11 protein-coding genes and 1 riboswitch are annotated in these 12,322 nt (G+C 59.1%); all 11 genes read left to right on the top strand.

Annotation, left to right across the window (positions count from 1 at the left end; genetic code table 11):
- Positions 1–48 precede the first annotated feature (48 nt).
- Positions 49–714: a (d)CMP kinase gene (cmk, locus tag WMO20_RS12120; RefSeq protein WP_112090575.1), complete on the top strand. Its 666-nt coding sequence runs from the start codon at positions 49–51 to the stop codon at positions 712–714.
- 26 nt (positions 715–740) lie between these two features.
- Positions 741–1,352 carry a lysophospholipid acyltransferase family protein gene (locus tag WMO20_RS12115; RefSeq protein WP_308564594.1) on the top strand — a complete coding sequence of 204 codons (612 nt, stop codon included), beginning with the start codon at positions 741–743 and terminating at the stop codon, positions 1,350–1,352.
- A gap of 3 nt (positions 1,353–1,355) precedes the next feature.
- Positions 1,356–3,266 (top strand): bifunctional 4-hydroxy-3-methylbut-2-enyl diphosphate reductase/30S ribosomal protein S1, encoded by a 1,911-nt coding sequence (locus WMO20_RS12110; protein ID WP_112090577.1) that lies wholly within the window; start codon positions 1,356–1,358, stop codon positions 3,264–3,266.
- Positions 3,267–3,362: 96 nt separating this feature from the next.
- Positions 3,363–3,983 carry a GtrA family protein gene (locus WMO20_RS12105; RefSeq protein WP_349187005.1) on the top strand — a complete coding sequence of 207 codons (621 nt, stop codon included), beginning with the start codon at positions 3,363–3,365 and terminating at the stop codon, positions 3,981–3,983.
- A gap of 20 nt (positions 3,984–4,003) precedes the next feature.
- On the top strand, positions 4,004–4,138 hold the full coding sequence (locus tag WMO20_RS12100) for a hypothetical protein (RefSeq protein WP_005927141.1): 135 nt from the start codon (positions 4,004–4,006) through the stop codon (positions 4,136–4,138).
- 18 nt (positions 4,139–4,156) lie between these two features.
- The gene (gene deoC, locus WMO20_RS12095; protein WP_097782685.1) at positions 4,157–4,822 is read left to right on the top strand and encodes a deoxyribose-phosphate aldolase; all 666 of its coding nucleotides are present in this window, start codon (positions 4,157–4,159) and stop codon (positions 4,820–4,822) included.
- A 216-nt stretch (positions 4,823–5,038) separates the two neighbouring features.
- Positions 5,039–6,208 (top strand): GGDEF domain-containing protein, encoded by a 1,170-nt coding sequence (locus tag WMO20_RS12090; protein WP_349187004.1) that lies wholly within the window; start codon positions 5,039–5,041, stop codon positions 6,206–6,208.
- A gap of 82 nt (positions 6,209–6,290) precedes the next feature.
- Positions 6,291–6,389: riboswitch (SAM riboswitch) on the top strand.
- 99 nt (positions 6,390–6,488) lie between these two features.
- Positions 6,489–7,643, top strand: coding sequence for a methionine adenosyltransferase (metK, locus tag WMO20_RS12085; protein WP_117928679.1), 1,155 nt, complete (start codon positions 6,489–6,491; stop codon positions 7,641–7,643).
- Between the two features lie 201 nt (positions 7,644–7,844).
- Entirely contained in the window at positions 7,845–8,891 is a 1,047-nt protein-coding gene (locus tag WMO20_RS12080; RefSeq protein WP_349187003.1) for a SpoIID/LytB domain-containing protein, read from the top strand.
- A 128-nt stretch (positions 8,892–9,019) separates the two neighbouring features.
- Positions 9,020–11,434 (top strand): glycosyltransferase family 2 protein, encoded by a 2,415-nt coding sequence (locus WMO20_RS12075; RefSeq protein WP_349187002.1) that lies wholly within the window; start codon positions 9,020–9,022, stop codon positions 11,432–11,434.
- 4 nt (positions 11,435–11,438) lie between these two features.
- Positions 11,439–12,263, top strand: coding sequence for a glycosyltransferase (locus WMO20_RS12070; protein WP_349187001.1), 825 nt, complete (start codon positions 11,439–11,441; stop codon positions 12,261–12,263).
- Positions 12,264–12,322 lie beyond the last annotated feature (59 nt).

Genomic DNA, 12,322 nt, shown 5'->3' with positions numbered 1-12,322 from the left:
CGTCCATTCTGCTGTGTACTATATATATATAAATAAGGAGAACATATCATGGTATCTGTTGCGATCGATGGGCCTGCGGGTGCAGGCAAATCCACTCTGGCACGCCGTCTGGCGGCAGAGCTGGGCTATATCTATGTGGACACCGGTGCAATGTACCGCGCCATCGGCCTATACGCCCTGCGCGCGGGCAAGGACCCTAAGGACAACGCGGCGGTGGATGCCCTGCTGCCGGAAATCGAGCTGCGGCTGGCCTCCATTGCGGGCGAGCAGCACATCTACTTGAAGGACGAGGACGTGAGCACCGCCATCCGCACCGAACAGGCGGGTATGGCAGCCTCTGCCGTAGGTGCAAACCCCGCTGTGCGGGCATTTCTGCTGGACTTGCAGCGCAGCATGGCCAAAAAGCAGGATGTGCTGATGGATGGCCGGGACATCGGCACGGTGGTGCTGCCGGACGCTACGGTGAAGATCTTCCTGACCGCCAGCCCGGAGGCACGCGCCACCCGCCGCTGGAAGGAGTATCAGGCCAAGGGCATCGACACTCCCTACGAGGAAGTGCTGGCAGACGTGAAGCAGCGGGACTATCAGGACACCCACCGCGCCGCCGCCCCGCTGAAGCAGGCGGAGGACGCCGTGCTGCTGGATACCTCGGAACTGGACTTTGAGCAGAGCCTTGACGCCATGAAGCAGATCATTGCCAAGAAGATCGGCTGATAAAACAAACAGGACAGGAACAGAAAATGGTACTATATTATATTCTGGTGCCCCTTGCGTGGCTTGTGTGGCACATCGGCTTCCGCATCCGGGTGGAGGGGCGCGAAAACCTGAAAAAAGTGCAGACGAAGGGCTATATCCTTGCGCCCACCCATGTATCTGCTATCGACCCGGTGTTCATCGTTGTCACCCGCTGGGGCAGGCGGATGGTGGTGTTCGCCAAAAAGGAACTGTTCGAGATCAACGCCTTTCTGACATGGTTCTTCCGCTGCTGCGGCGGCGTGTGCGTCCGCGGCACCAAGGACGAGATGGCGGTCATCACACAGACGGTGGAGGCCTGCAAGCAGGGCAGAACACTGCTCATCTTCCCGGAGGGCACCCGCGAAAAGGAGGGCAAACTGCTGCCCCCCAAGAGCGGTCTTTTTGTCATTGCCGCCGAAGCCGGGGTGGACGTTGTGCCCTGCCGCATCTTCTACGACACCCCGGACGGAAAAATGCACCTGTTCTGCAGGGTGCGGGTGATCTACGGCGAGCCGATGCCCGCAGCACAGTTTGCCATGGAAAGCCGCCGGGACACCAAAAAACTCCGTGCCAACAAGCAGGCATTGCTGGAAGCATGGGAAAAGATGGGAGCGTAAAAAATGGAGATCCGTTTGGCTAAAACGGCGGGATTCTGCTTCGGCGTGAACCGTGCCGTGGAACTGACTTATAAGCTGCTGGACGAGGGGCACAGGGTAGCAACGCTGGGCCCGCTGATCCACAACCCACAGGCGGTGGAGGATATGCGGCGCAAGGGTGCACAGGTGGTAAACACCGTGCAGGATGTGCCTGCCGGGTGCGAGGTGGTCATCCGCAGCCATGGGGTGCCCCGCAGCATCTACGACGAGCTGGAGTCGCGCGGCATCCCTTACCACGACGCCACCTGTCCCTTTGTGCAGAAGATCCAGCGCATTGCCGCACAGGCCGAAAAAGAGGGCGCAGTGCTGCTGGTGGCGGGTGATAAGACCCACCCGGAGGTGCAGGGCATCGTGGGACACACCCGGGGCGAGGTGTTCGTTTTTGCCGATTTAGCCGAATTGGAGGCGTGGAACGGCCCTTCTGACCCCCAAAAACCCCTTTTTGCAGTTGCACAGACCACATTTCAGGTAACAAAATGGAAAGAAAGTTCGGAGTTTCTCAAAAAAGCCTATACAAACGCCCGAATTTTTGATACAATATGTAATGCGACGTGGGCGAGGCAACAGGAAGCGGAAGACCTCAGCCAAAAATGCGACATTGTTGTTGTCATTGGCGGTCATCATTCTTCCAATACCCAAAAGCTGGTACAGGTCGCCGCAAAACACACGCGTGCCGTAACGGTCGAGACAGCGAGCGAACTTCGGCCGGAATGGTTTGCAGATGTTAAAGTGGCGGGCGTGACAGCCGGGGCTTCAACGCCATCGTCTATTATTGAGGAGGTACTTAACAGTATGAGCGCAGAAATCAATGACAGCATGAGCTTTGAGGAGATGCTGAACGCATCCGAAGAAAAGCGGGTTCATGCAGGCAGTATTGTGAAAGGAATCGTGACCAGCATCTCTGCCAACGAGATCCAGGTGGATATCGGTGCGAAGCAGACCGGCTTTGTCAAGCTGAGCGAGCTGACCGATGATTCCTCCGCCAAGGTCGAAGACCTGGTGAAGGTTGGCGATGAGCTGGACCTCATCGTCGAGAAGGTTATGGATCAGGATGGCGTCATCCAGCTCTCCCGCAAGAAGCTCGCATCTCGCAAGGGCATGGAAGAGATCGCCAAGGCAGCAGAATCCGGTGAAGTCGTCGAGGGCGATGTTACCGAGTTCAATAAGGGCGGCGTTGTCGTCAACGTCAAGGGCGTCAAGGTGTTCGTTCCCCGTTCTCAGGCCACTATGCGCCGCGACGAGGACTACACTGCTCTGGTCGGCCAGCACGTTCAGCTGGTCGTCACCGAGTGCTCTGGCCGCAAGATCGTGGGCAGCATCAACAAGGTGACCGCTGAGCAGAACAAGGCAAAGCGCGAGGAGTTCTGGGCAAACGTTGAGGTGGGCAAGACCTACACCGGCGTTGTCAAGAGCCTGACCTCTTATGGTGCATTCGTTGACATCGGTGGTGTTGACGGCCTGTGCCACATCAGCGAGCTGAGCTGGAACCGCATCAAGCACCCCTCCGAGGTCGTCTCCGTTGGTGACACCATCGAAGTGTATGTCAAGGACATCGACACCGAGAACCACAAGGTCTCTCTGGGCTACAAGAAGTCCGAGGACAACCCCTGGGAGCAGCTGAAGAACAACTACCCCATCGGCAGCACCTTCCACGCTCCGGTCGTTTCTCTGACCAAGTTTGGTGCATTCGTCCGCATCCTGCCGGGTGTTGACGGTCTGGTCCACATCAGCGAGATCAGCAATGACCGCGTTGAGAAGGTCTCCGACGCACTGAAGGTCGGCGATATGGTCGATGTGAAGCTGCTGGATGTTGACTTCGACAAGAAGCGCATCAGCCTGTCCATGAAGGCTCTGCTGAACGACGACGCTGAGTAATCAGCTCTTCGTGCAAAAGCATAGCTTCTGACACAATGCGATCTGCAGCCCCGTTGCCGGGAAAACGGCGGCGGGGCTGTTTTTGTTAACAAAGCCATGATGAAATTTTTCAAAAAGCACTGGGAAGTGCTCAGTTACCTGATCTTTGGCGTGCTGACCACCTTGCTGAACATCCTGCTGTACGCGCTGTTTAGCCGGCTGTTCGGCTATACTGCCGCCAACAGCTGGGGCAATGTGCTGGATAACGCCTTATGCATCCTGTTTGCCTACTGCACCAACCGCGCGTTCGTGTTCCGCAGCAAGACCACCGGCAAAGCCATGGCCAAGGAGTTCGGCACCTTTGTCACCTGCCGTCTGGGCACCATGGTGCTGGATGCCGCTATCATGATCGTGGGGGGCAACCTTTTTGCCGCACAGGGGGCGGCGCTGGTGGACACCGCCATGCAGGGTCTGCTGGGCGCCGTGGCGGGCTGGCTGGGTCCGGATACTACCCTCTACATGGCAAACAGCTTTGCCGGGAGCCATGCCGCCGTGGCAGATGGCTCCGCTGCCATTGCCGTCATCGGCGGGGCGGACGGCCCCACAGCCATCTTTGTCACCAGCGCCTACGATGCTCAGGCAATGTGGGGCCTTGCCGTGAAGGTCTTTTCCAATGTACTGGTGATCTTGCTGAACTATGTGTTCAGCAAGCTCATTATCTTTAAAAAGAAACAATAATTTTCAGGAGGTACGGTATTATGAAACGTGGTCTGAAAGGGTTCGCATTCCTGGTTTCCGGTCTGGTGCTGGGCATCATTGGTGCAACGGCATCGGTGACTGCGATCGCACTGAGCGCTGTGGGCATGGCAAAGGTGCGCCGTGCCAGCAAGTAAAACAACGGAGGAACGAGAATGAACCGCGAAGAGATCCTGTCCCATGTCGATCATACCCTGCTGAAGCCGGAGGCTACCTGGCCCCAGATCCAGCAGCTGTGTGACGAAGCCATTGCAAACCACACCGCATCTGTCTGCATCAACACCTGCTACGTCAAGCAGGCTGTGGAGTATATGGCAGGCCGCATCCCCGTGTGCTGTGTGGTGGGCTTCCCTCTGGGTGCCATGGATACCGCCAGCAAAGCCTTTGAAGCCAAGACTGCCATCGAGAACGGTGCAGCCGAGGTGGATATGGTCATCAACATCGGCCGCCTGAAGAACAAGGAGTACGATGCTGTCCGCGAGGACATCCGTGCCGTGAAGCAGGCTGTGGGCGATAAGATTTTGAAGGTCATCATTGAGACCTGCCTGCTGACCGAGGAAGAGAAGGAAAAGATGTGCGACATCGTCTGCGAGGCCGGTGCCGACTACATCAAGACCAGCACCGGCTTTTCCACCGCAGGCGCCAACTTCCACGATGTGGAGCTGATGGTCAAGGGCGTGCGTGGCCGCTGCAAGGTCAAGGCTGCCGGCGGCATTTCCACCGTGGAGGATATGGAGACTTTCCTTGCACTGGGCGCTGACCGTCTGGGCACCTCCCGCGCTGTCAAGATTTTGAACGGCGAGCAGGCAAAGGGCTATTAAGTTTTCTGCCAAAAAATGTATTTCGGCAAAGCTCCGGGCTTGGCTGGACTGCAAAGGATGATTTCTCAAGGGCTGCTGCACAAATTGCCGTGCAGCGGCCTTTTTGCGTCCAAGCCTTGCAAGCAGGGGGCGGCAGGGTGTATAATACAATTAGGTATTGTATAAAACAGGGGGCTGCCCGCTTTATGGGGTAAGGCGGGCAGAGGAGGAAACGCAATGAATATACCCGAGATCCTTGTGGCCAATGGCACAGGGGCGGTGCTGGTAGGCTTTCTGCTTTTGCTGCGGGTGCGCGGCGAGAGCAAAAACAGCGTGGGAACAGCGCTGTTCTGCCGGATTCTGGTGGTGACGCTGCTGGCACAGGCAACAGAAACGATCAGCTTTCTGTTGGACGGCGTGCCCGGCGCGGCAAGCCGGTTCTGGCTGTACCTGACCAACACCGTCTGCACCGGCGCTACCGTGTGTGTGGGCTATGCGTGGTGTTTGTATGTGGACTTCCGGGTCTACCGCAGCATTGGACGCCTGCGCAGAAGACACTTTCTGCTGGGCGCGCCGCTGCTGGCGCTTTTAGTGCTGCTGGTGGCAAACCTTTTTGGCACGGGGTGGATCTTTACCATCTCGGCGGACAACCTTTACCATCGGGGTCCGCTGAATATCTTGCTGTATCTGCTGCTGTTCAGCTATTACGCCGAGAGCGTGTGGCAGGTGCATAAGGCCAAGCGCGATGGCGTTACGGTGGAGTTTTTCCCGGTGTACTACTTCGTGGTCACCTGTGCGGTGGGCACGCTGCTGCAGGGCGCGTTCTACGGTATGGCCTTTGGCTGGCTGTCAGTAGCCATCGCTTTTGTGCTTGTGGACAGTCAGACCCGCAGCCTGCGCGGCTATACCGATGAACTGTCCGGCCTGTTTGGGCGCAAGTACATGAACTACTGTCTGGACCGCATCCACGCCACGCAGGAGAAGGGCGTTTACGGCATCATGATGGACGTGAACTGCTTCAAGGAGATCAATGATACCTACGGTCACGCCGAGGGCGACCGTGCCATTCAGGAGATCGGGCACATCCTGTCCGGGGCGCTGGCAGCAAACTCGGTAGCCATCCGCATGAGCGGCGATGAGTTCATGGTGCTGATCCGTCATGGCTCGGAGGAGCTTCTGGATAAGACCTGCGCCGCCATCGAGCGGCGGGTGCAGCACTATAACGAAACCGCTCCGGCGGGCAGCTTTCAGCTGTCCTTCTCTACCGGCGTGGCAAAGTACGAGGGCGGCAGCGTGGAAAAGTTTCTGGTGGAGCTGGATCAGCGGATGTATGCGGAAAAGCGTGCCTTCCACGCCGCCCGGGATAGCCATGCAGCACCGGAGCAGGGAAATGCTCCATCAATTTAAAAGGAATGTCTAAAATAAGTGAGACTTATCTTGACAATCTGACGCTGCAATGATAGAATATGGAGCGTACCAATTGAATACCGACTTATCAAGAGCGGCTGAGGGGACAGGCCCTGTGAAGCCCGACAACCTGCGCGAGAGCGTAAGGTGCCAAATCCTGCGGGAAACCGGAAGATAAGAGTGCAACGCTCAGAGCTTTCGGCTCTGAGCGCTTTTATTTTTCAGAACAAACTTGATGGAATGGTAAATACAAGCAACTGCAACATTTAGGAGGCAAAAAATGGCTAGACACCTGTTTACTTCGGAGTCCGTTACCGAGGGACATCCTGACAAGATCTGCGACCAGATCTCTGATGCGATCCTTGACGAGATCCTGACCCACGACCCTGATGCCCGCGTGGCCTGCGAGACCTGCGCATCCACCGGCCTTGTGCACATCATGGGCGAGATCACCACCAGCTGCTATGTGGACTTCCAGAAGGTCGTCCGCGAGGTGGTGGCAGATATCGGCTACACCCGCGCAAAGTTCGGCTTTGACGCCGACACCTGCGCCGTCATCTCCAACATTGACGGCCAGAGCCCCGATATTGCACTGGGCACCAACGATCAGGTGGGCGGTGCAGGCGATCAGGGCATGATGTTCGGTTATGCCTGCGACGAGACCCCCGAGCTGATGCCTATGCCCATCAGCCTTGCCCACAAGCTGGCAAAGCGCCTGACTGAGGTGCGCAAGAGCGGCGAGATGGACTACCTGCGCCCGGACGGCAAGAGCCAGGTGACCGTGGAGTACGACGAGAACAACAAGCCCGTGCGCGTGGATGCCGTGGTCATCTCCAGCCAGCACAGCGAGAGCGTGAGCATGGAGCAGCTGCGCGCAGACGTGATGGAAAAGGTCATCAAGGCCACCATCCCCGCCGAGCTGCTGGACGAGAACACCAAGTACTACATCAACCCCACCGGCCGCTTTGTTGTGGGCGGCCCGCAGGGCGATACCGGCCTGACCGGCCGTAAGATCATCGTGGACACCTACGGCGGCTATGCACGCCACGGCGGCGGCGCTTTCTCCGGCAAGGACCCCAGCAAGGTGGACCGCAGCGCAGCCTACGCTACCCGCTGGGTGGCAAAGAACATCGTGGCTGCGGGTCTGGCAAAGCAGTGCGAGGTGCAGGTGGCCTACGCCATCGGCGTGGCAAAGCCTGTGTCCATCATGGTGGATACCTTTGGCACCGGCACTGTGGCAGACGAGAAGATCGAGCAGGCTGTGGAGAAGGTGTTTGACCTGACCCCCGCCGCCATCATCCGTGACCTCGACCTGCGCAAGCCCATCTACCGCCAGCTGGCCGCCTACGGCCACATGGGCCGCGAGGATCTGGGCGTGAAGTGGGAGAACACCGACCGCGTGGATGCCCTGAAGGCTGCCGTGGCTGCCCTGTAAAAAGCGTTTTTCCATAGAAGGTACGTGAAGAAAAAAGCCGCTGCACCTGACCGTGCGGCGGCTTTTTTGCGGGTGCGGCAGCGCTTCCCCAAAACGGTACTGTAAAATACATAACTCCGGTTCTTGCCCGGCGGCGCTGGCTGTGTTACACTAAGGTCATATCAAACTGCAAGAATATGCCCACAAGGAGGGAACCGGACTTTGAAACATCTGCATTCTTTTGCCCGCCGCGCGGCGGCTTTTCTGCTGGCGGCGGTGCTGTGCGTCTGCATCCCGGCGGCAGCGGCTTCGGCTGCCACCACTATCGGCGGGGCCGATACCACCCTGATCCCCGCAGAGGACGAAAACTGTCTCAGCTGGCTGTTTGGCTCCAAGGATAAGATCACCATGCCCTACCTGAACATCAAGGGGCAGGGGCTCAAGCGCAATGTCACACTGGATCTTGAGGATTGTCTGGTGGGCATCACCTACACCGAGCTTGGCTCCATTGGCAGTTATGTCAGCGCCAGCGCTGCGCAGCAGGCGTGGAAGGCGCAGGCGGTGGCTATCCACTCCTATCTGGAATACCACAAGCAGTACGGCTCGTCCGCCAATGCGCTGATCTACACCCCGGTCAGCCAGATCCCATCCTCCACCCGCAGCGCCATCCGCAAGGCGGTGCAGGCGGTCAGGGATGAGGTGCTGGTGTACAACGGCAGCGTGTGCGACGCGGTATGGTCGGCCAGTGCGGGCTACAACACCCAGACCGGCGTGTACGGCACCTGCGCCAGTCTGGACGCATGGGGCACGGACGTGCCCTACCTGCAAAGCGTGGAAAGCCCCTACGAGGAGCAGTACCACAACCTGCTGCGCCGGGTGATCGGCAAGGACTACACCTATATAGAATACAACGACAGCCGCACCGGCGAGCCCTACCAGAGCGCCGACACCACCCACAAGGATCTGGGCGGCTTTGTACAGTACAACACGCTGGTGTCCAACGGACGCAGCTACCGGTACATCAACCAGTTCGTTTCCTCCCGCTACTGCTTCGATTTCGGCACCGATGCCGGCGGCACCCCCTGCATGACCTATTACGGCTATGGTCACGGCGTGGGCATGAGCCAGTGCGGCGCAGTGGGCTACGCCGCCGAGGAAGGCATGAACTACAAGCAGATCTTACAGCACTACTACACCGGGGCGCAGATCCGTACCCGCACTACCCGCAGCTGCGGGCTGTTCGGCTGGCTTACGGGGTTGTTCCGCTGAGCGGCTATTTGACTGAAATTTTGGAAAAACCTTCTCAAACGCCGTAGGATTTGGTATACTATATCCGTTTGTGAAAAATGAACGGGAAACATAACTGCGCAGAAAAACGCACGGATTGGAGTATCAGCATGGAGTTGGATCAGGAAAAGCAGAATCAGGAGGCCGCCGAGCGCTGCCGTGCACTGGCACAGCGCATCGTGCGGGAACTGGCACCCCGCAGTGTGCAGGTGCTGGAGAACAGCGGCCTGCTGGAAGAGGCTTTTGACAAAATGAATACCACGGTGGTGCAAAGCAGCCCGGAGCTGCTGGTGGTGGCAGACCCTCAGTGGGTCACCCTGCCCGCCGTGCAGGCCGAAAAGGTGGTGCTGGTGTGCGATGAGTACACCGGTATGGCAGACTGCGCAAAGCAGCTTGCCGCACAGGGCTTTTGCCGGGAGTTTGCATGGAAGGACAGCGGCAAGGAGCAGCTGTCGGCGCTGTTCTGCCGCACGGCTGCCCCGGAGCTGCCGGAGCTGGAGACGGGCTATGAACAGCAGCTGGACATTTTGCGGGAGCGTACTGTGCAGGCCGAGCGCACCGCCGCCGAACAGGCTGCCCAGCTGGAGCGGCTGCGCAGCGACCTTTCCCTGAGCCGCAGCCACGAGCAGGACTTGGAAAAAACCCTGAACAGTGTGGTCAACTCCACCTTCTGGAGGGCCAGCTGGCCGCTGCGGTATCTGGTAAGCAAGTGCCGCCAGCTGTGGCGCACCTTCCCGCTCTTCGTCTTTTTTGCCACCCTGCGCCGGGTGGGCTTTGCGGGCGTAATGGCACAGGCCAAGGCCAAGCGGGAGTATAAAAAGCTGTTCCCGGGCAAGGCCATGCCCGCCGACCGCTTTGCGGACGTGGAACTGCTGGTAAAGCAGGCCGCAGACCAGCCCGCTGCACCGTGCATCAGCATCGTGGTGCCGCTGTACAACACCCCCCACGATTTTCTGGTGGAGCTGCTGGATTCGGTGCAGAACCAGACCTACCGCAACTGGGAGCTGTGCATGGTGGATGCCGGACAGGACGCGGACGTGGGTGTCCTTGCGCAGGAGCGTGCCCGCACCGACAGCCGCATCCGCTACCGGAAACTGGACAGCAACGAGGGCATTGCGGGCAACACCAATCAGGGCTTTGCCCTTGCCACGGGTGAATATATCGCTCTGCTGGACCATGACGACATCCTGCACCCCTGTGCACTGTGGTATGTGGCGGAAGCCATTGCCAAGCAGGGCGCGGACTTTGTGTACACCGACGAAGTGACCTTTGAAGGGGACATCGACCACCTGACGGTCTACCACTTCAAGCCGGATTATATGCTGGATAACCTGCGCTCCAACAACTATATCTGCCACCTGAGCGTGTTCAGCGCGGCGCTGCTGGCAAAGGTGGGCGGCGACGAGCGGGCAGAGTTCAACGGCAGTCAGGATTACGACCTCTACCTGCGCCTGACCGAGCAGGCAGAGAAGATCGTGCACATCCCGCATCTGCTGTACTACTGGCGTTCCAGCCCCGCAAGCGTGGCCAGCAACATCTCCGCCAAGACCTACTGTCTGGAAGCAGCCATGAAGGCGCTGCGCGCCCACTACGACCGCATGGGCGTGCCGGTGGACGCAGTGACCATGGTGCCCAACACCCCGGGCTTTTATAAGACCGATTACACCATCACAAAGCCCGGGCGGGTCAGCGTGCTGATCCCCAGCTGCGACCATTCGGGCGACCTGCGAGTGTGTGTGGAGTCCATCTACCGCAAGACCACCTACCCGGATTTTGAAGTGATCATCATCGAGAACAACAGCAAGGAGCCTGCCACCTTCCGTTGCTACGAGCAGCTGCAAAAGGAGTACCCGGACACCCTGCATCTGCTCACATGGCAGGGCACCGGCTTCAATTACAGCGCCCTGAACAACTTTGGCGCAAAGGCTGCCACCGGCGAGTATCTGCTGCTGCTCAACAACGACACCGAGGTCATCTCTCCCCGCTGGATGGAGGAGATGGTCATGTACGCCCAGCAGGACCGCGTGGGCTGCGTAGGCGCAAAGCTGCTCTACCCGGACAACACCATCCAGCACGCAGGCATCGGCTTTGGTTTCCGGACGCTGGCAGCGCATATGCACAAGAACTTCCCTGTGGGACACCCCGGCTATATGGGACGGCTTTCCTACGCGCAGGACGTGTACGCGGTGACCGCCGCCTGCCTGATGGTGCGCAAGGATGTGTACGAGCAGGTGGACGGGCTGGACGAGAGCTTTGCCGTGGCCTTCAACGACGTGGACTTCTGCGTCCGTGTGCGGGAGGCAGGCTACACCAATGTGTTCACCCCCTTTGCGCAGCTGTACCACTACGAGAGCAAGAGCCGCGGCTTGGACGAGAGCCCGGTCAAGCGCAAGCGCTTTGTCTCCGAGGTGGAGCGCTTCCAGAAGCGGTGGGCAAAGCAGCTGGCTGCGGGCGACCCCTGCATGAACCCCAACTTTGATCTGATGAAGGAGGACTTCAGCTTTGACATCAAGCCGCTGGAGTGAGCCTTTGACCCAAACTGAAACGAAAGGGGAAACGCAGATGGAGCTTTCGGCCTGCATCGTGGTGTATAACGGCGCACAGGAAGCTATCAAGGCCGCGCAGACCGTGCTGGACTGCACCCGCCGCTACCCGCTTACGCTGTATCTGGTGGATAACGCCAGCCCGGACGGCAGCGGCAAGCGGCTGACCGCTGCCGCAAAGGACGGCACTCTGCGCACCGCCCCCGGGCAGACCGTGCAGGTGCTCTGCCGGCTGGAGAACGGCGGCTTCGGCACCGGGCACAACACGGTGCTCTCGCTGCTGCACAGCCGGGTGCACTTTATCCTGAACCCGGATATCCAGCTGACCGCAGATACCCTGAGCGACCTTGCCGACTGGATGGCGGCGCACCCCGGCGTGGTGATGACCCGCCCGGGGCTGACCTTCCCGGACGGCAGACCCCAGCAGCTGCCGCTGCGCCGGTGCAATGTGCGCGCCATGGTCTACCGTCAGCTGCCCTGTCTGCGCTTTTGGGCAAAGTACAACGACCGCTACCTGATGGCAGACAAGGATCTGACAAAGCCTACCGAGATCGAGTTCTGCACCGGCAGCTTTTCGGCGGTGGACACTGCCGCCTTCAAGGCTGTGGGCGGCTTTGACGAGGGGTACTTTATGTATGTGGAGGACGCTGATCTTACCCAAAAAATGCGCACGCAGGGCAAGGCATATCTGGTGCCCCAGTACACCGCCATCCACGCATGGCACCGCGCGGCGCACCGCAGCCTGAAGCCTTTTCTGTGGCAGCTGCGCAGCCTGCTGCGCTACTTTTCCAAATGGGGTTTTGCGTGGTGAGCGGGGACGAAAAATATTGTTTTTGATCCGCAGAAAGCGGCGTGCCATCGGCACGCCGC

This window comes from Faecalibacterium intestinale, from assembly GCF_040096575.1.
GTDB classification, from domain to species: Bacteria; Bacillota; Clostridia; order Oscillospirales; family Ruminococcaceae; genus Faecalibacterium; species Faecalibacterium intestinale.
The sequence above is the reverse complement of the archived record's forward strand: the minus strand, read 5'-3'. Positions and strand labels throughout refer to the sequence as shown.

Coding starts and splice junctions, on each gene's coding strand:
- WMO20_RS12075 (WP_349187002.1), top strand. CDS start 9,020: ATGGAGTTGGATCAGGAAAAGCAGAATCAGGAGGCCGCCGAGCGCTGC.
- metK (WP_117928679.1), top strand. CDS start 6,489: ATGGCTAGACACCTGTTTACTTCGGAGTCCGTTACCGAGGGACATCCT.
- cmk (WP_112090575.1), top strand. CDS start 49: ATGGTATCTGTTGCGATCGATGGGCCTGCGGGTGCAGGCAAATCCACT.
- WMO20_RS12105 (WP_349187005.1), top strand. CDS start 3,363: ATGATGAAATTTTTCAAAAAGCACTGGGAAGTGCTCAGTTACCTGATC.
- WMO20_RS12100 (WP_005927141.1), top strand. CDS start 4,004: ATGAAACGTGGTCTGAAAGGGTTCGCATTCCTGGTTTCCGGTCTGGTG.
- WMO20_RS12115 (WP_308564594.1), top strand. CDS start 741: ATGGTACTATATTATATTCTGGTGCCCCTTGCGTGGCTTGTGTGGCAC.
- WMO20_RS12110 (WP_112090577.1), top strand. CDS start 1,356: ATGGAGATCCGTTTGGCTAAAACGGCGGGATTCTGCTTCGGCGTGAAC.
- WMO20_RS12090 (WP_349187004.1), top strand. CDS start 5,039: ATGAATATACCCGAGATCCTTGTGGCCAATGGCACAGGGGCGGTGCTG.
- deoC (WP_097782685.1), top strand. CDS start 4,157: ATGAACCGCGAAGAGATCCTGTCCCATGTCGATCATACCCTGCTGAAG.